Origin of the sequence: Nocardioides exalbidus, from assembly GCF_900105585.1 — a bacterium.
Taxonomy (GTDB): Bacteria; Actinomycetota; Actinomycetes; order Propionibacteriales; family Nocardioidaceae; genus Nocardioides; species Nocardioides exalbidus.
In genome coordinates this window covers 3,653,019-3,671,068 of the sequence record NZ_FNRT01000002.1, presented here as the reverse complement: position 1 = coordinate 3,671,068, position 18,050 = coordinate 3,653,019, and the positions used below count along the sequence as shown (strand labels likewise).

Below are 18,050 nucleotides of genomic sequence, written 5' to 3'. Positions count from 1 at the left end.
ACCATCCTCCCGTCATCGGCCGAGGCCGAAGGTGCTGTGCGGGCTGACCCGGACGGTCGGCTTCTCGAGCCCGAACCACTCGGACTCGCGGATCTCCTTCATCGCCGCCTTGCGGGCGTCGGTGTCGAGCTTGTCGATGAAGAGGATGCCGTCGAGGTGGTCGGTCTCGTGCTGCATCGCACGCGCGAGCAGCTCGGAGGCCTCGATGCGTTGCGGCTCCCCGTGCATGTCGAACCCGGTCGCGATGACCGACAGCGCCCGCAGGCAGTCGTAGGTCAGCTCGGGCAGGGACAGGCAGCCCTCGGCACCGTCCTGGGTCTCGTCGGAGAGCGTGAGCGACGGGTTCACCAGGTGGCCCACCTCGCCGTGGACGTTCCACGTGAAGACCCGCAGGCCGACTCCGATCTGCGGGGCCGCCAGCCCGGCTCCCGGGGCGGCGAGCATCGTGTCCGTGAGGTCGGTGACGATCTGGCGCAGCTCACGATCGAAGCTGTCGACCTCGACCGCGCGCTGGCGCAGCACGGGATCCCCGAACAGGCGGATGGGCTGGACGGCCACGGAACTCCTCAGGCTGGGTGCGGCGGACACCCAAGTCTAGGGAGCCGGTCAGATGCTCAGCGGATCGACCTGCACCCGGACGGGCTCGAGCTTGCGGGCCGATCGGACCCGCTGCATGGCGCCGAGGGCTGCGGACAGCTCGTCGCCGTGGCGCCGCGGCACGCGGAGCACGACCCGGTGCTCGTCGGCCACCGCCACCGGCCCGAGCACCTCCGTGCCCTCCGGCGGGTCGAGGAGGTTCAGCACGTCGTCGAGCGCCCCGATGTCACCGGTCACGGTGGCGATGCGAGCAGCGGGTGGGAGATGGGCCTGGGCGCGCTCGGCGACCTCGCGGCGGGCGAACCCGGCGGGGTCCCAGCGCACGAGTGCCTGGAGCGCCGGGTGCGACGGCTCGCCGACGGCGACCACGTGACCGCCGGGCCGCACGAGCGCAGCCGCGTTGAGCCAGCGGCGCAGCGCCTCCTCGTCGGCGCGGAGGTCCTCGCGGGCCAGGGTCAGCCACGTGTCGAGGACGACGACCGCCGCGTAGCCCTCCGTGGCGACCGGCTCGGCCCCGACGGTGGCCACCACGATGTCGGGGGCGGCGCCGACCTGCTCGACCACCCGCTCGCCGCTCGAGCTCCGGACGGTGGTGCCGGGGAACATCCGCCCCAGCTCCTCAGCCGTGCGCGCCTCGCCCCGCACCGGGGCACGCAGCCCGCGACCCCCGCAGGTGGGGCACGACCAGGCGCCCTCGACGTGGCCGCACCAGCGGCAGTGGGGCGGGACGGTGGGGCCGTCGACCGCGAGCGGGCCGGTGCACGCCGTGCACCGGGCGGGCGACCGGCAGGTGTCGCACGCCAGGGACGCGGCGTAGCCCGCGCGCGGCGTCTGCACCAGCACCGGCCCGCTCCCCAGGCCGCTCCTGATCGCGTCGTAGGCCGCGCGCGGCACCCGGGTGCCGACCTGGCGGTCCTCGGCGGGCACGGCCTCGACCCGGACCCTGCGACGCAGCACGTCACGCGGTGTGACGAGCTCGTGGGCCCACCCGGTCGCGAGGAGCTGGTGCGCCTCGGGCGTCCGGGCGACCCCCGCGACCAGTGCAGCCGTGCCCTGCTGCTCGGCACGGGCGACGAGCACCTCGCGGGTGTGGGGGTAGGGCGCCCGCGGCTCCGCGTGGAGGTCGTCGCCGTCGTCCCAGATCACCACCAGGCCGAGGTCGTGGACCGGCGCGAAGGCCGCCGACCGGGTGCCCACGACGATCCGCCGCGCGCCGCGCGCCACGGCGAGGAAGTCGCGGTAGCGCCTCGAGGGACCGCCGTCGGCCGTGAGGCAGACGTGGTGGCCCTCACCCAGCAGGGCGAGCAGCGCGGCGTCGACCCGGGTGACGTCGCGGCGGTCAGGCACGCAGACCAGCACCCCGCGCCCGGCGGCGTACGCCGACGCCACCGCGTCGGCGACCATCGCCGGCCAGTCGTCGGCGGGCGCGGCCGACCAGACCGCCCGGGGCGAGTCCCCGTCGGCCAGCCGGCGGAGGAAGGCGCCCGCGTGCTCGACCTCGCCCCACGTCGTGGGCGCGCGACCGGCGAACGCGGGGGCCGGCGTCGACGCGGCCTTCTCGGCCGTGGCGTGGCGGGGCGGCACGGCGAGGCGCAGCACGTCGGACCGGGCACCGGCATAGGTGCGGGCGAGCGTCCCGCTGAGCGCGGCGACCTCCGGCGAGAGCACCGGCTCCGGGCTGACGACCCGGCGCAGTGGCTGCAGCTGCCCGGTGTGGTCGGTCTCGCTCGCCCGCCCGACGACGAACCCGTCGACGTCCTGGCCGGCGAAGCGCACCTTGACCCGTGCCCCGGGGACGGCGGACTCGGCCATCGCCTGGGGGACGGCGTAGTCGAACGGGCGGTCGAGGTGGGCGAGCGGGATGTCCACCAGCACCCGGGCCACCGGGTCTGTGGCGGCGGGCTCCCACGACGCCGCGGTGCGCCGCCGGGTGGCGGCCGCCTTCGCCCTGGCGTCGTCCACCGCGGCGCGAAGCCCCGGAAGCATGTCTGCCTCCCGGGCCTCGCGGTCGCTGCTCATGGGCCGCATTCAACCAGCGGCCACCGACGGGCCGTCAGCCGATCCGTGCTCGCCGCGATCCCTGACCGGGACGCACGTGAGCCCCCACCGAAGTGGGGGCTCACGGGTGATCTGGTGCAGCGGGCTCAGATGCCGGCGGCGGCCTTGAGCTTGTCGGCGCGGTCCGTCGACTCCCAGGTGAACTCGGGGAGCTCGCGGCCGAAGTGGCCGTAGGCCGACGTCGCGGCGTAGATCGGGCGGAGCAGGTCGAGGTCGCGGATGATCGCGGCCGGGCGGAGGTCGAAGACCTCGAGCACGGCGGCCTGGATCTTCTCGTCGTCCACGACGCCGGTGCCGAAGGTCTCGATGAAGACGCCGACCGGGGCGGCCTTGCCGATGGCGTAGGCGACCTGGGCCTCGCAGCGGCGGGCGAGGCCGGCGGCGACGACGTTCTTCGCGACCCAGCGCATGGCGTAGGCGGCGGAGCGGTCGACCTTCGACGGGTCCTTGCCGGAGAAGGCGCCGCCACCGTGGCGGGCCATGCCGCCGTAGGTGTCGACGATGATCTTGCGGCCGGTCAGGCCGGCGTCGCCCATCGGACCGCCGATCACGAAGGTGCCCGTCGGGTTGACGAGCATCCGGTAGCCCTCGGACGGGATGTCGAACGTGGCGAGCACCGGGTCGATGACGTGCTGCTTGATGTCGGCCTCGAGGGTGGCGTGCTCGATCTCGGCGTCGTGCTGGGTCGAGAGCACGACGGTGTCGATGCGCAGCGGCCGGTCGTCCTCGTCGTACTCGATCGTGACCTGGGTCTTGCCGTCGGGGCGGAGGTAGGCGAGCGTCCCGTCCTTGCGGACCTCGGTCAGCCGCTGCGCGAGGCGCTGGGCGATGGTGATCGGCAGCGGCATCAGCTCGGGGGTGTCGTCGCAGGCGTAGCCGAACATCAGGCCCTGGTCGCCGGCGCCGCGCTTGTCGAGCTCGTCGTCGGAGGAGCCGACGCGGGACTCGTGACCGGCGTCCACGCCCGCGGCGATGTCGCTGGACTGGGCGCCGATCGCGACCTGGACGCCGCACGTGGTGCCGTCGAAACCCTTCTCCGAGGAGTCGTAGCCGATGTCGAGGATGGCCTTGCGCACGATGTCGGCGACCGGCGCGTAGGCGGTCGTGCGCACCTCGCCGGCGACCACGACGAGGCCGGTGGTCAGCAGCGTCTCGACCGCGACGCGCAGGTTCTCCCGGTCGGAGTCCTCGGTCATCAGGTAGTCGAGGACGGAGTCGCTGATCCGGTCGGCGATCTTGTCGGGGTGTCCCTCGGTCACGGACTCGGAGGTGAACAGGCGTCCAGCCACAATGCTCTCAATTCTTGAGTGGAACGGTTGGGTACAACGTACCGGCGGACCAGCATCCGGGACACGCGTCTCAGTCGGCGAATCGCCGGAGGACCTCGTCCCAGATGACGTGCGCAAGTGCGGTCTTGCTGCCGCGCGGAACCTCGACGGCCGCGCCGTCGGCGGCGAGGACCACGGCCTCGTTGTCGGCGCTGCCGAAGACCGCTCCCCCACTGACGTCGTTGACGACGAGCAGGTCGCAGGCCTTGCGGGCGAGCTTGGCCCGGCCGAGCTCGAGCACCGAACCGGTGGCGTCACCGGTCTCCGCGGCGAACCCGACGATGACGGCGTCCTCGCGGGCCCGGTCGTGGGAGATCTCGGCGAGGATGTCGGGGTTCTGCTCGAGCTCGATGGCCGGCGCCGAGCCGTCGTCGGCCTTCTTGATCTTGGCGTCGCTGACCGCGGTGGGGCGGAAGTCCGCCGGCGCGGCGGCCATCACGACCGCGTCGGCGGTGGCGGTCGCGGCCACCACGGCGTCGCGCAGCTGCTGCGTCGTCTCGACACGTACGACGCTGACGCCGGCCGGGTCGGGCAACGTCACGTTGGCGCTGACCAGGGTCACGTGCGCGCCGCGCGAGGCCGCGGCCCGGGCAAGGGCGTAGCCCTGGAGGCCGGAGGAGCGGTTGCCGAGGAACCGCACCGGGTCGAGGTACTCCCGGGTGCCGCCCGCGGACACGACGACCTTGCGGCCGGCGAGGTCCTGCGAGGCGTCGGCACCCCGGTCGAGGACGCCGAGGACGAGCTCGAAGATCTCGGCCGGGTCGGGCAGCCGGCCCTTGCCGGTGTCGGCCCCGGTGAGCCGGCCGTCGGCCGGCTCGAGCACGACCGCGCCGCGGCGACGCAGCGTGGCCACGTTGGCCTGGGTGGCCGGGTGCTCCCACATCTCGGTGTGCATCGCCGGCGCGAAGACCACGGGGCAGCGGGCGGTGAGGAGCGTGTTGGTGAGCAGGTCGTCCGCGAGGCCGTGCGCGGCCTTCGCGAGCAGGTCGGCGGTCGCCGGGGCGACCACGACGACGTCGGCGGACTGGCCGATGCGGACGTGCGGCACCTCGTGCACGCGCGTCCACACCTCGGTCGCCACCGGCTTGCCGGACAGCGCCGACCAGGTCGGCGCGCCGACGAACTCGAGCGCCGAGGCCGTGGGCACGACGGTGACGTCGTGCCCCGACTCGGTGAAGCGCCGGAGCAGCTCGCAGACCTTGTAGGCCGCGATCCCCCCGGAGACGCCCAGGACGACCCTGACGGTCATCGAGAGCCTCGTGTCACTCCGTGGCGTCGGCAGCGGCCTCGGCGGCAGCGGCCTCGGCGGCGGGGTCGATGTCCTCGCAGGTGAGCAGGTCGTCGTTGATCTCGCGGAGCGCGATCGACAGCGGCTTCTCCTGCACGTGGGTGTCGACGAGCGGACCGACGTACTCCAGCAGGCCCTCGCCGAGCTGCGAGTAGTAGGCGTTGATCTGGCGCGCGCGCTGGGCGCTGTAGAGCACCAGCTTGTACTTGCTGTCGGTCTTGCTGAGCAGGTCGTCGATCGAGGGGTTGGTGACGCCCTCGGCGGCGATGGTGGGAGAAGCCACGGTGCAGGTGCCTCGCTAGTCAGATGGGGGCTGGACGGGAGAAGCGGGTCCAACCATCAAGGCTACCAACTCGTCGGCTGCAGCGTGAACTTCGTGGTTGACGATGGTGACGTCGAACTCGCTCTCGGCGGCGAGCTCGGCGCGCGCCGTCTCGAGCCGGCGCTCGCGCTCGGCCTCGGTCTCGGTGCCGCGACCGACGAGGCGGCGGACGAGCTCGTCCCACGTGGGCGGGGCGAGGAAGACGAACAGTGCCTCGGGCATGGTCTCGCGCACCTGGCGCGCACCCTGGAGGTCGATCTCGAGCATCGCCGGGTGGCCGGAGGCCAGTGCGAGGTCGACCGGTCCGCGAGGCGTGCCGTAGCGGGCGGCCTTGTGGACGACCGCCCACTCGAGGAGGTCACCCTTCTCGACCATGGCGTCGAACTCCGCGTCGGAGACGAACCAGTAGTGGACGCCGTTCTCCTCGCCGGGTCGCGGCGCACGGGTCGTCGCCGACACCGAGAGCCAGACCTCGGGATGGGTCTCGCGGACCGCGGCGGCGACGGTGCCCTTGCCGACGGCGGTGGGGCCGGCGAGCACGATCAGGCGCGACCGACGGGTGGGGTTGACTGCGGCGGTGGGGCTGTCGGTCACGACGCGTCGGGGCCGAACTCACGCTCGAGCGCGGCGACCTGCTTCACGCCGAGGCCGCGCACGCGGCGGCTCTCGGCGATGCCGAGGCGCTCCATCACCTGGCGCGCGCGCACGCGGCCGAGGCCCGGGACGGACTGGAGCAGCTCGACGACGCGCATCTTGCCGATGACCTCGTTGGTCTGGCCCTCGCGCAGCACGTCGAGGATCGAGCCGCCGGAGTTCTTCAGCCGGTTCTTCACCTCGGCCCGCTCGCGTCGGGAGGCCGCAGCCTTGTCGAGGGCTGCCTGGCGCTGCTCGGGCGTCAGAGGGGGCAAGGCCACGAAAGATGTCCTTCAGGGTGGGTCCGGCGGAGGTTCGGCTCAATCTAGCCAGATCGCCTGTGGGCAGGCAATCGCGCCCGCCAGATGCGCTCGGGGAGGTGACGTGCGTGACAGCGCCGGCCCCACCGGCCTCACTCGACGACGATCGTGCGGGTGTCGACCTCCGGCCCGTCGCTGCCGTTCGCGATCCCGACCGGGTCGTCCGTGCGCGCCTCGACGACGTACGTACCCGGCTCCCACCCGGTCGTGTCCAGCTCGTAGCGCCACGGCCAGAGCCGCCCGCAGCACTGCTCGGCGCCGGTGCCGTCCTCGAGCACCACCTCACCGCCCGTCGTCACGACGCGGATTCCCACCGTGGCCTCGAACGACTCGGCCAGGCCCGACACCACGACCCGGCCGCGGACGCTCGCGCCCTCCGGGGGATCCAGAACGACGACCTTGCCCAGCACCCCCGACTGGTCGGCCGCGAGGTAGGTGTCGCCCGGACCGGTCGCGGGCACGCCCAGCAGGTCGGTCACGGGCTCGCCACGAGGCCCGACGTGGAACCTGACCGGGGCCACGGTGCCGCCCACCGACTGCAGCGTCCACACCACCTGCTGGATGGCGAGGTGGGCCGCCCGCATCGACGTGCCCGGGGGTCGCCGCGTGCTGCGGACGTCGGGGAGCCGGACGTCGTAGAAGCCCTCGTCCCCGTCCCACCACAGCCTCACCGCGACGGGTGCACCGCCGCCCCAGAGCGACCTGTGGTCCGGATCGGCCGGGGCACCCACCGTCGCGGCGCGAGCCGCACGCAGCAGGTCGCGCCTGCCGGCGAAGGGCGACCGCTCGGCGGCGAGCAGCAGCTCCCCCGTGCGCGCCCGGCGCCCGGCGAACCAGACCAGTCCACGCAGGTCCGACGGCAGCCGGGCGGCGGCCGATGACGCGGCCGTGCCGTCGGGCGGCACGGCGCTCGACGTGTCGGTCGGCGTCTCCGGCGCGGCCGACGACGACCCGGCCGACGACGACCCGGCCGACGGCCGTTCGGGCTGGGTGGCCCCCTTCTCCGAAGATCCGCACCCGGTGAGGACCACGACCAGCACCAGACCCAGCACCAGACCCGGCAGTCGACCCCGTGGCCGTGGCGGGCGCGGTGCGGAGGTTGCGACGGCGACGCGGTCCCGGTCGGTGCTCATGGTGGTGGGACGCGCCAGGAGACAGCCCGGTTGACCCGGCCGACCGTCTCGCTCACCGCGAGAGCGGCGTCCCGCACACGTCGAGCGCCTGCTGCTCCACGGCCGCCATCGCCTCGACGGTCCGCTCCGAGCCCACGGCACGGGCGGCTGCCTCGATCTCGTCGCGGGCGTCCTGGTCGAGCCCGGCGGGAGGCTGCTCCGCGCTGTAGGTCGACGGGTCGACGTCGTGGGCGGCGAGCACCTGCTGGAGCTCGTGCAACGGGTCGACCACGTCGGCCCAGTCGTCGGCGATGTCGCGAGGCGCCTTCCCCGCGAGGTCGTCGTAGGCGTCGAGCGCGTCGAAGAGCGCACCCGTGTCGTCGGAGGCGGCGATCTCCGTCAGCTCGGCCTGGTGGTCCTCGACGGCGCTGCAGTAGCCGTCCTGGGGGTCGCCCGAGCAGCCGGTCAGCAGGCAGGCCGCCAGCGCGCCGGCGACGAGCAGCCTCACGCGCCGAGCTCGTGGACGGCGTCGTTGCCCCGGCGCGCGGCGTCACGCAGCGTGGTGACGTCGGGTCCGGCCCGCAGCACCTCGCGCGACGAGCTCGGGAGCGCCCACCGGGCGGCGCTGCCGAAGATCCGCAGCATGTCGGCGGTGGTGCCGCCCTGGGCGCCGTAGCCCGGCACGAGCAGCGGCCCGTTGAAGTCCAGGTCCTCGGCGGTCTCGCCGATCGTGGCGCCGACGACGGCGCCGAACGACCCGACCGGTGCGGCGCCCGCGTTGGCGTGGCGGAGGTGGTCGAGGATCGTCCCGGCCACCGTGCGCTCGCCGTCGCGGGCGTGCTGGACCTCCGGGCCCTCCTTGTTGGAGGTCAGCGCGAGCACGAAGAGCCCCGCACCGTGGGCCCGGCAGGCGTCGACCATCGGGTCGAGGGAGCCGAACCCGAGGTACGGGCTGGCGGTCAGCGCGTCCGAGGCCAGCGGCGAGGTGGGGTCGAGGTAGGCGTCGGCGTAGGCCTGGCTCGTCGAGCCGATGTCGCCGCGCTTCGCGTCCATCAGCACGAGCGCGCCTGCGGCACGCGACTCGGTGACGACCCGCTCGAGGACGGCGATGCCACGGCTGCCGAAGCGCTCGTAGAACGCACTCTGCGGCTTCACCACGCTGACCACCGGCGCGACCGCCTCGACGACGGTGAGGGCGAAGCGCTCCAGCGAGGCGACGTCGTCGGCGAGCCCCCACTCCTCGAGGAGGGCGGCGTGCGGGTCGATGCCGACGCAGAACCGGCCGCGCTCCTCGATCGCGTGGGCGAGGCGGGTGCCGAAGGTGGTCATGCGGTCTCCTCTGGGGTGTCGGCTGAGGGAGGGGTCGAGAGGGAGGCCCGGAGCCGGGCGACGGTGGTCGGGTCGTGGAGCAGGGCGGTGCCGACCTGGACGGCGGACGCACCGGCGTCGAGGTAGGCCCGGGCGGAGGTCACGTCGTGGACGCCGCCGCAGCCGATCGTGGGCACGGCGGGAAGGGCGTCACGGACCGTCGCGACGCAGCGCAGCGCGATCGTGGCGATCGCCGGGCCGCTCAGCCCGCCCGGCCGACCGTCGGCGAAGGCGGCCGGGACGGCGTTGCCGACGACGATGGCCGTGGCTCCCGCCTCGTGGCAGGCCCGGGCGCCCTCGACGATCCGCGAGACGTCCGGGCGCAGCTTCGCGAGCAGCGGTCGGTCGGCCGGGAACTCGCGCCGGACGGCGGCCACGACGCTCGCGGCGTGGTAGGGCTCGCGGACCTCGAAGAGGCCGGCGCCTGCCTCGTCGGGTGCCCCGACGTTGACCTCGAGGCCGGCCACCCCGGGTGCCGTGCTGAGCCGGCCCGCGAGCTCGGCGTACTCCCCCATCGTCGCGCCCGCGATGGACACGTGGACGCGGACGCCGGCGCGCACCAGCCACGGGAGCTCGGTGGCGAGGAAGTGCCCGAGCCCGGGGTTGGGCAGGCCGACGGCGTTGACCAGGCCTCCGGGGACCTCGGCGACCCGCGGGCCGGGGCCGCCGGGTCGAGGGTCGAGGGTGAGCGAGCGGGTGACGAGGTCGAGACCTGCGAGCCCGGCGTGACCGGAGAACGGCTCGAGCTCGCGCCCGGTGCCGCCGCAACCGGCGGCGACCATGACGGGTCCCGGCACCTGTGCGCTCACAGCGACGCCCACCTGACGCGGTCGCCCCGGACGACCGGGCCCTCGGTGCAGGCGCGCACGACCCGGTCGACGCCGTCCTCGCCCACGACGGGGAGCGGGCAGCCGTGGCAGAGACCGGTGCCGCACGGAGTCGGCGACTCGACGGCGACCTGGCTCCAGGCGCCGGCCGACTCGGCGGCTGCGGCGACCGCGTGGAGGACGTGGTGCGGACCGGCGGCGTAGACGACGTCGGCGTCGCTCCGGCCGACCAGGTCGCCCACGTGGTCGGCGACGGTGCCGCGCACCCCGACCGAGCCGTCGGCGGTGAGGACCGTGACCGCGCGTGCGGAGCGCCGCGCCTCGAGTGCGGAGAGCAGGTGCGCCTCATCGGGTGCGGACACGGCGAGCGACACTGAGCAGCCGCGCTCGCGGAGCCGTTCGGCGAGCGGGAAGAGCGGTGCCGCGGCGTACCCCTCGCCCACGAGCAGGCACGACACGGCGTCCTTCGGCAGCGCGAACGGCCGCCCCAGCGGACCGGTGATCGCGACCTTCGCACCCACCGGCTGCGCCGCCAGCCACGCGGTGCCGCTCCCCCGCGTCTCCATCACGACGTCGAGGGTGGGTCCGAACGCGCTGCTCGCGCGGACCCGGTGCACCCAGAAGGCGCGCCGGGCGACGTGCCCGTCGGCGGTGAGGGCCACGAAGTTGCCGGCCCGGAAGCGCTCCGGCACGCCCGGTGCGGTCAGCGTGAGGTGCCGGTAGCCGCCGACCCGCTTGGTGGCGACCACCTCACCCTGCACGTGCACCGGGCCGTCAGGCATCCGTGGCGTGCCCCGTGACGACTGCCGACGCGGGGCCCGACGCGAGTCCGGTGACGATCCTCCGCGGCCACAGCGGACCCTCGTAGACGAATGCGGTGTAGCCCTGCAGCAGGTCGGCACCGGCGGCGAGCCGGCGGCGGGCGTCGTCGACGGAGGTGATGCCGCCGACCCCGACCAGGGTGAGGTCGGCACCGACCCGGTCCCGCAGCAGGCGTACGACGTCCTCCGACCGCTGGGTGAGCGGCTGTCCGCTGAGCCCTCCCGCGCCGATCGCCTCGACCTCGGCCGACGGGCTGGCGAGCCCCTCGCGGCTGATGGTGGTGTTGGTGGCGATGATCCCGTCGAGCCCGCTCGCCAGGGCGAGGTCGGCCACGGCGAGCACGTCGTCGTTGCTGAGGTCGGGGGCGATCTTGACCAGCAGCGGCACCCGGTGGTCGGGCCGCACCTGGTCGGCCCGACGGCGTACGGCAGCGAGGATCGGCTCGAGCTTCTCCACGGCCTGGAGGTTGCGCAGGCCGGGCGTGTTGGGCGAGGAGACGTTGACGACGAGGTAGTCCGCGTAGGGCGCGAGCAGGCCGGCGGACTTCTCGTAGTCGCGGGCAGCCTCGTCCTCGGGCACGACCTTGGACTTGCCGATGTTCACCCCGAGCAGGGTCGTCCCGCCGCCTGCGCGCCAGGCGGCGAGCCGCTTCGCCACGACCTCGGAGCCGTGGTTGTTGAAGCCCATGCGGTTGACGATCGCCCGGTCGGCCTTGAGCCGGAAGAGCCGCGGCTGGGGGTTCCCCGGCTGCGCCTCCCCCGTCACCGTCCCGATCTCGACGTGCCCGAAGCCGAGGGCGGCGAGCCCGTCGATGCCGACGGCGTTCTTGTCGAAGCCGGCGGCCAGCCCGAGCGGGTGCGGGAAGGTCAGCCCGAGCGCCCGCACCGGGGCGGACGGCAGCCGCACGGCCCGCCCGGTGAGCGGGGCCGCCGCCCGGATCGTCCGGAACGCGGCATGGTGGATCCGCTCCGGGTCGATCCGGGTGAGTGCCTGCTCGAAGAGGAGGTCGTAGGCCCGCACGGTCACGCGTTCCGGTTGTCGGCAGCCAGCTTCGCCCAGTCCTGCAGCGACCGCACGCCGATGTCGCCGCGGCGCATCGCCTCGAGCCCCTGCACGGCCGCGCCGAGGCCCTGGATCGTGGTGATGCAGGGGATGTCGGTGAGCACCGCCGCCGTGCGGATCTCGTAGCCGTCGGCGCGCGGGGACCCGCCGCTGGTGGCGCCGTGGGGCGTGTTGATCACCAGGTCGACCTCGCGGTCGAGGATCCGGCCCACGATCGTCGGCTCGCCGTCGGGGCCCTCGCCCTCGGACTGCTTGCGGACCACGGTGGACTCGACGCCGTTGCGGCGCAGCACCTCGGCCGTGCCGGCGGTCGCGAGGATCTCGAAGCCCATGTCGGCGATCTGCTTGACCGGGAAGATCATGTGCCGCTTGTCGCGGTTGGCGACCGACACGAAGACCTTGCCCGAGAGCGGCAGCGAGCCGTAGGCCCCCGCCTGCGCCTTGGCGAACGCGGTGCCGAAGACGGCGTCGAAGCCCATCACCTCACCGGTCGAGCGCATCTCCGGGCCGAGCAGCGCGTCGACGGTGCGGCCGTCGACGGTCTTGAAGCGGTCGAACGGCATGACCGCCTCCTTGACCGCGATCGGCGAGCCGTCGGGCAGGTGCCCGCCGTCGCCCGTCGCCGGCAGCACGCCGGCCGCGCGGAGCTCGGCGATCGACTCACCGAGCATCACCCGCGCCGCCGCCTTCGCCAGCGGGGTCGCGGTCGCCTTGGAGACGAACGGCACCGTGCGCGACGCGCGCGGGTTGGCCTCGAGGACGTAGAGCACGTCGGAGGCCAGCGCGAACTGGATGTTGAGCAGGCCGCGCACGCCGAGCCCGCGGGCGATCGCCTCGGTCGAGCGGCGGATCCGCTCGATCTCCTCACGACCGAGGGTGATCGGCGGCAGCGCGCAGGAGGAGTCGCCGGAGTGGATGCCGGCCTCCTCGATGTGCTCCATCACGCCGCCGAGGAAGAGCTCCTCACCGTCGAACAGGGCGTCGACGTCGATCTCGACCGCGTCGTCGAGGAACCGGTCGACGAGCACCGGCTGGCGCTCGTTGATCAGCCCGTTGGCGACGTACTTCTCGAGGTAGGCCTCCAGCGCCGCGTCGTCGTAGACGATCTCCATCCCGCGCCCGCCGAGGACGTAGGACGGCCGGACGAGGACCGGGTAGCCGATCTCGTGGGCGATCCGCTGCGCCTGGGGGTACGACGTCGCGGTGCCGTGCTTGGGCGCCGGCAGGCCGGCGTCGGCGAGGACGCGACCGAAGGCGCCGCGCTCCTCGGCGAGGTGGATCGCCTCGGGCGTGGTGCCGACGATCGGCACGCCGGCATCGGCGAGGCCCTGCGCGAGGCCGAGCGGCGTCTGGCCGCCGAGCTGGCACACGACACCGGCGACGGGGCCGGCCTGCTGCTCGGCGTGGACGATCTCGAGGACGTCCTCCAGCGTGAGCGGCTCGAAGTAGAGCCGGTCGGAGGTGTCGTAGTCGGTGCTCACCGTCTCCGGGTTGCAGTTGACCATGATCGTCTCGTAGCCGGCCTCGGCGAGCGCGAGCGAGGCGTGCACGCAGCTGTAGTCGAACTCGATGCCCTGGCCGATGCGGTTGGGCCCGGAGCCGAGGATGATCACGGCCTCCTTGCCCTCGGCGCGCGGCTGGACCTCGGTCTCCTCGTCGTAGGACGAGTAGTGGTAGGGCGTCTGGGCGGCGAACTCGGCCGCACAGGTGTCGACGGTCTTGTAGACCGGCCGGATGCCGAGGGCGTGGCGGACGCCGCGGACGACGTCGGCGGACAGGCCGCGGATCTTGCCGATCTGCTCGTCGGAGAAGCCGTGGCGCTTGGCCAGGCGGAGCAGGTCGGGGGTGAGCTCGACCGCGTCGATCACCTGGACGGCGACCTCGTTGATCAGCGCGAGCTGGTCGAGGAACCACGGGTCGATCTTCGTGGCGTCGAAGACCTCCTCGGGCGTGGCACCGGCCCGGATGGCGTCCATGACCTTCTTCAGGCGACCGTCGTGCGGCACGGCGACCTCCGCGAGGAGCGCGTCCTTGTCGAGGTCGACGTGCTCCTTGTGCCAGTCGAACGGCGCGTGCTTGCTCTCGAGCGAGCGCAGCGCCTTCTGCAGCGCCTCGGTGAAGTTGCGACCGATCGCCATCGCCTCGCCGACCGACTTCATGTGCGTGGTCAGCGTCGGGTCGGCCTCGGGGAACTTCTCGAACGCGAAGCGCGGCACCTTGACCACGACGTAGTCGAGCGAGGGCTCGAACGACGCCGGGGTCTCGCGGGTGATGTCGTTCTGGATCTCGTCGAGCGTGTAGCCGATGGCGACCTTGGCGGCGATCTTGGCGATCGGGAAGCCGGTGGCCTTCGAGGCGAGCGCCGACGAGCGGGAGACGCGCGGGTTCATCTCGATGACGATCAGCCGGCCGTCGGCCGGGTTGACGGCGTACTGGATGTTGCAGCCGCCGGTGTCGACGCCGACCGCGCGGATGATGTCGATCGCGAGGTCGCGCATCTTCTGGTACTCGCGGTCGGTCAGGGTCATCGCGGGCGCGACGGTGATCGAGTCACCGGTGTGCACGCCCATCGGGTCGAGGTTCTCGATCGAGCAGACGATGACACTGTTGTCCTTGCGATCCCGCATGACCTCGAGCTCGTACTCCTTCCAGCCGAGGATCGACTCCTCCAGGAGCACCTCGGTGGTCGGGCTCGCGGCGAGGCCGGCGCCGCCGATGCGGCGCAGGTCGGCCTCGTCGTAGGCCATGCCGGAGCCGGTGCCGCCCATGGTGAAGGACGGGCGCACGACCATCGGGTAGCCGAGCTCGTCGGCTGCGCCGAGCAGGTCGTCCATCGAGTGGCAGATGACGCTGCGGGCCGACTCGCCGCCGAGCTGCTCGACGATCTTCTTGAACTGCTGGCGGTTCTCGCCGCGCTCGATCGCGTCGATGGACGCGCCGATGAGCTCCACGCCGTACTTCTCGAGGACCCCGGCCTTGTCGAGGGCCATCGCGCAGTTGAGCGCGGTCTGGCCGCCGAGGGTCGCGAGGAGCGCGTCGGGGCGCTCCTTGGCGATGACCTTCTCGACGTAGTCGGGCGTGATCGGCTCGACGTAGGTCGCGTCGGCGAACTCGGGGTCGGTCATGATCGTGGCCGGGTTGGAGTTGACCAGGATGACCCGCAGGCCCTCCTCGCGCAGCACCCGGCACGCCTGGGTGCCGGAGTAGTCGAACTCGCAGGCCTGGCCGATGATGATCGGCCCGGAGCCGATGACCAGGACGCTCTGGATGTCGGTGCGCTTGGGCATCAGAGGGTGCCTCCCATCAGGTCGCTGAATCGGTCGAAGAGGTACGCCGCGTCGTGCGGGCCGGCGGCCGCCTCGGGGTGGTACTGCACGGAGAAGGACTTCAGCGCACCCGCGGCGTCGCGGAGCTCGAGACCCTCGACGACGTCGTCGTTGAGGCAGACGTGGCTGACCGCCACCTCGCCGAACTCGGTGGTCGTGGTGCCCTCGAGGGGCGCGTCGACCGCGAACCCGTGGTTGTGCGCGGTGACCTCGACCTTCCCGGTCGTGCGGTCCATCACCGGCTGGTTGATGCCGCGGTGGCCGTACTTCAGCTTGTAGGTGCCGAAACCGAGCGCGCGGCCGAAGAGCTGGTTGCCGAAGCAGATCCCGAAGTAGGGGATGCCGGCGCGCAGCGCGCCCTGGAGCAGCTCGACCTGGCCGGTGGTCGCGGCCGGGTCGCCGGGCCCGTTGGAGAAGAAGAGGCCGTCGGGGCTGACCGCCTGCACGTCCTCGAGGGTCGCCGTGGCGGGCAGGACGTGCACCTCGATGCCACGCTCGCTCATCATCCGCGGGGTGTTGGCCTTGATGCCGAGGTCGAGGGCGGCGACGGTGAACCGCTTCTCGCCCTGGGCGGGGACGACGTAGGCCTCCGGGGTGCTGACCGCCTCGCTGAGGTTCGCACCGGCCATCTCGCCGGACTGCCGCACCCGCGCCAGCAGCTCCTGCGGGTCGGTCTCGGTGCTGGAGATGCCGACGCGCATCGCGCCGCGCTCGCGCAGGTGGCGGGTCAGGGCACGGGTGTCGACGCCGCTGATCCCGACGACGCCCTGGTCGGCGAGGTCGTCGGCGAGCGTGCGCACGCTGCGCCAGCTGCTCGGCACGCGAGCAGGGTCGCGCACGACGTAGCCGGCGACCCAGATCCGCGAGGACTCGGGGTCCTCGTCGTTCATGCCGGTGTTGCCGACGTGCGGGGCCGTCATCACGACGACCTGCCGGTGGTAGCTGGGGTCGGTCAGGGTCTCCTGGTAGCCGGACATGCCGGTCGAGAAGACTGCTTCGCCGAAGGTCTCGCCCTCGGCACCGAACGACTCACCGCGGAAGGTGCGCCCGTCCTCGAGGACCAGCAGTGCTGATCGGGTCGGGGCAGTGGTCAGATTCCTGGCAGGCAGAGCCATGCCGTACCTCCTTCTCCGCCTCACGGGACGGATCGTTAAAGGATGTTCGAGCCGCCGCCGACACTACCAGCGCCGGAGGCCTCCCCCGGCATCGCGTCCACGACACGTCACCACGGCGTGAGCGCGAGCCCCGGGCCCTCCCAGCGGCGCCGCAGCCAGCGGTCGTGGGAGGCCAGCACGACGCCTCCGGGTGCCGTCGCCAGCGCCTCCTCGAGCTCGCCGGCGAGCGCGAGCGACAGGTGGTTGGTCGGCTCGTCGAGCAGCAGGAGGTCGGGCGACGCGGCGATCGCGATCGCCAGCCCGAGCCGCCGGCGCTGGCCGACCGACAGGCTGCCGACGGGCGTGCGGTGGTCCCGCGGGTACAGCAGCCCGAGGTCCCGCAGGCGGGGCGGGTCGGCGAGGTGCGCCACCCCGGCGTCGTACGACGACAGCGCGGAGCGCGACGGGTCGCTCACCTCCGGGTCCTGGGTGAGCTCGCGGACGGTGCGCGCGGACACCTCGACCGAGCCGCGGGTGGCCGTGAGCCTGCCGGAGAGCACGCCGAGGACCGTCGACTTGCCCGAGCCGTTGGGCCCGGTCAGGAGCAGGTGCTCCCCCGCCCCGAGGTCCAGCCGAGCGAGGCGGGCGCGGCCCGCGACCTCGAGGTCGCGGACCTGGAGCAGCCGTCCGGACGCCGGCGCCGTCAGGTCGCCCCGGAACACCAGCGGTGCGGGAGGCTTGCGGACCTGCTCGCGCTCGGCGACCTCGAGCCGGCGCTGGGCGTCCTTCTTGCGCCGGGCGAGCGCCTGGTCGACCCGGCTGCCCTTGAAGGCGTAGATGAACTTGTCGCCGTCGGTCGGACCCCGGTCGTGCGCGATCGATCCGGTCCCGATCCGGGTGGCGTCGCGCAGCCGGCCGATCTCCTCCTGCTGCGCGAGGTAGGTCTCCTCCCAGCGCCGCCGGGCATCGGCGCGGGCGGCCTCGTAGTCGCTCCACCCGCCCCCGAACCGTCGGCCGCCCTGGCCGTCGGTGCCGAGCTCGCCGGCGTCGAGGTCGACCAGGTCGGTGCACACGTCGTCGAGCAGCACGCGGTCGTGGCTGGCGAGCAGCACGACGCCGGGGAGCTCGCGGAGGAATCCGGTGAGGACGTCGATCGCGTCGTCGTCGAGGTGGTTGGTGGGCTCGTCGAGCAGCAGGCACGTGGGTCGCGTGGTCATGATCGTGGCGAGAGCGAGCCGGGTGCGCTGTCCTCCCGAGAGCGTGCCGACCCGGCGGGAGGGATCGATGCCGTCGAGTCCGAGCCGGGCTGCCGCCACCTCGGCGCGGCGGTCGGCGTCCCACGCGTCGTGGGCGACCGCGAGCTCGAGTGCGCCGGCGTAGGCCGCGTCACCGTCCGGCGTGCCGAGGGCGGCGGCGAGGCGCTCGACGTCCGCGACCGCGTCCCGCAGCGGGGCGAGCGTCCGGGCGAGCACGTCGGCGATGCTCGCCCGGTCGGGGAACGGCGCCTCCTGCCCGAGGAGCACGAGGTCGTCGGGCGCCACGATGGAGCCCGAGACCCGGGCCCGCGACGGCAGCCGTCCGGCGACCGCGCGCAGGAGCGTCGACTTGCCGACGCCGTTCTCGCCGACGAGGCCGATGCGGCGACCGGGCTGCGCGACGAGGTCGACGCCGGCCAGGACGGTGCGGTCGGGATAGGTGACCGACAGGCCGGTGACTGTCAGCGGTGCGCGCGAGCCGGCAGTGGGTGCAGAAGAGGGTGATGGCATGCGGACGTCCTCGGGAGTCGAGAGGGACTCGCCGGGCTGAGGGCGCACCTGGGAAGGAGGCGGTGCGCCGCCGCGGACGCGAGTCGGGTCAGTCCTGGATCCACATGATGCCAACCAGCCTAGACGC

The 18,050-nt window shown here is 73.4% G+C and carries 16 protein-coding genes; all 16 read right to left on the bottom strand.

Annotated elements, in window-relative coordinates; translation table 11 throughout:
• Positions 1 to 12 precede the first annotated feature (12 nt).
• Positions 13 to 558, bottom strand: coding sequence for a peptide deformylase (gene def / locus BLV76_RS17890; protein ID WP_090970801.1), 546 nt, complete (start codon positions 556 to 558; stop codon positions 13 to 15).
• Positions 559 to 606: 48 nt separating this feature from the next.
• Positions 607 to 2,616: a primosomal protein N' gene (locus tag BLV76_RS17885; protein ID WP_090970799.1), complete on the bottom strand. Its 2,010-nt coding sequence runs from the start codon at positions 2,614 to 2,616 to the stop codon at positions 607 to 609.
• A gap of 125 nt (positions 2,617 to 2,741) precedes the next feature.
• Positions 2,742 to 3,944, bottom strand: coding sequence for a methionine adenosyltransferase (metK, locus tag BLV76_RS17880; RefSeq protein ID WP_090970798.1), 1,203 nt, complete (start codon positions 3,942 to 3,944; stop codon positions 2,742 to 2,744).
• A gap of 70 nt (positions 3,945 to 4,014) precedes the next feature.
• Positions 4,015 to 5,232, bottom strand: a complete 1,218-nt coding sequence (gene coaBC / locus BLV76_RS17875) for a bifunctional phosphopantothenoylcysteine decarboxylase/phosphopantothenate--cysteine ligase CoaBC (RefSeq protein ID WP_090970796.1) — start codon at positions 5,230 to 5,232, stop codon at positions 4,015 to 4,017.
• A 13-nt stretch (positions 5,233 to 5,245) separates the two neighbouring features.
• Positions 5,246 to 5,554 (bottom strand): DNA-directed RNA polymerase subunit omega, encoded by a 309-nt coding sequence (gene rpoZ, locus BLV76_RS17870; protein WP_090970793.1) that lies wholly within the window; start codon positions 5,552 to 5,554, stop codon positions 5,246 to 5,248.
• Between the two features lie 15 nt (positions 5,555 to 5,569).
• The gene (gene gmk, locus BLV76_RS17865) at positions 5,570 to 6,187 is read right to left on the bottom strand and encodes a guanylate kinase (protein WP_090970791.1); all 618 of its coding nucleotides are present in this window, start codon (positions 6,185 to 6,187) and stop codon (positions 5,570 to 5,572) included.
• Entirely contained in the window at positions 6,184 to 6,507 is a 324-nt protein-coding gene (gene mihF / locus BLV76_RS17860; RefSeq protein ID WP_090970789.1) for an integration host factor, actinobacterial type, read from the bottom strand. The genes gmk and mihF overlap by 4 nt, the downstream gene beginning before the upstream one ends.
• A gap of 131 nt (positions 6,508 to 6,638) precedes the next feature.
• Positions 6,639 to 7,598, bottom strand: coding sequence for a Gmad2 immunoglobulin-like domain-containing protein (locus BLV76_RS17855; protein ID WP_090970786.1), 960 nt, complete (start codon positions 7,596 to 7,598; stop codon positions 6,639 to 6,641).
• 133 nt (positions 7,599 to 7,731) lie between these two features.
• Positions 7,732 to 8,166: a hypothetical protein gene (locus BLV76_RS17850; RefSeq protein WP_090970784.1), complete on the bottom strand. Its 435-nt coding sequence runs from the start codon at positions 8,164 to 8,166 to the stop codon at positions 7,732 to 7,734.
• A complete protein-coding gene (gene pyrF / locus BLV76_RS17845) occupies positions 8,163 to 8,987 on the bottom strand; it encodes an orotidine-5'-phosphate decarboxylase (RefSeq protein WP_090970782.1) in 825 nt (274 codons plus the stop codon). Before pyrF ends, BLV76_RS17850 begins: the two co-directional genes overlap by 4 nt.
• Positions 8,984 to 9,823, bottom strand: coding sequence for a nitronate monooxygenase (locus tag BLV76_RS17840; protein ID WP_139306620.1), 840 nt, complete (start codon positions 9,821 to 9,823; stop codon positions 8,984 to 8,986). The genes pyrF and BLV76_RS17840 overlap by 4 nt, the downstream gene beginning before the upstream one ends.
• Before the next feature lie 8 nt (positions 9,824 to 9,831).
• Positions 9,832 to 10,635, bottom strand: a complete 804-nt coding sequence (locus BLV76_RS17835) for an iron-sulfur cluster-binding protein (RefSeq protein WP_090970778.1) — start codon at positions 10,633 to 10,635, stop codon at positions 9,832 to 9,834.
• The gene (locus BLV76_RS17830; RefSeq protein ID WP_090970776.1) at positions 10,628 to 11,701 is read right to left on the bottom strand and encodes a quinone-dependent dihydroorotate dehydrogenase; all 1,074 of its coding nucleotides are present in this window, start codon (positions 11,699 to 11,701) and stop codon (positions 10,628 to 10,630) included. Before BLV76_RS17830 ends, BLV76_RS17835 begins: the two co-directional genes overlap by 8 nt.
• Positions 11,698 to 15,024: a carbamoyl-phosphate synthase large subunit gene (gene carB, locus BLV76_RS17825; RefSeq protein WP_090970774.1), complete on the bottom strand. Its 3,327-nt coding sequence runs from the start codon at positions 15,022 to 15,024 to the stop codon at positions 11,698 to 11,700. Before carB ends, BLV76_RS17830 begins: the two co-directional genes overlap by 4 nt.
• Positions 15,024 to 16,178: a glutamine-hydrolyzing carbamoyl-phosphate synthase small subunit gene (gene carA, locus BLV76_RS17820; protein ID WP_090970772.1), complete on the bottom strand. Its 1,155-nt coding sequence runs from the start codon at positions 16,176 to 16,178 to the stop codon at positions 15,024 to 15,026. Before carA ends, carB begins: the two co-directional genes overlap by 1 nt.
• 107 nt (positions 16,179 to 16,285) lie before the next feature.
• Positions 16,286 to 17,923 (bottom strand): ABC-F family ATP-binding cassette domain-containing protein, encoded by a 1,638-nt coding sequence (locus tag BLV76_RS17815; protein WP_090970770.1) that lies wholly within the window; start codon positions 17,921 to 17,923, stop codon positions 16,286 to 16,288.
• Positions 17,924 to 18,050: the final 127 nt, after the last annotated feature.

Coding starts and splice junctions, on each gene's coding strand:
- BLV76_RS17885 (WP_090970799.1), bottom strand. CDS start 2,616: ATGAGCAGCGACCGCGAGGCCCGGGAGGCAGACATGCTTCCGGGGCTT.
- coaBC (WP_090970796.1), bottom strand. CDS start 5,232: ATGACCGTCAGGGTCGTCCTGGGCGTCTCCGGGGGGATCGCGGCCTAC.
- pyrF (WP_090970782.1), bottom strand. CDS start 8,987: ATGACCACCTTCGGCACCCGCCTCGCCCACGCGATCGAGGAGCGCGGC.
- BLV76_RS17835 (WP_090970778.1), bottom strand. CDS start 10,635: ATGCCTGACGGCCCGGTGCACGTGCAGGGTGAGGTGGTCGCCACCAAG.
- carB (WP_090970774.1), bottom strand. CDS start 15,024: ATGCCCAAGCGCACCGACATCCAGAGCGTCCTGGTCATCGGCTCCGGG.
- carA (WP_090970772.1), bottom strand. CDS start 16,178: ATGGCTCTGCCTGCCAGGAATCTGACCACTGCCCCGACCCGATCAGCA.
- BLV76_RS17815 (WP_090970770.1), bottom strand. CDS start 17,923: ATGCCATCACCCTCTTCTGCACCCACTGCCGGCTCGCGCGCACCGCTG.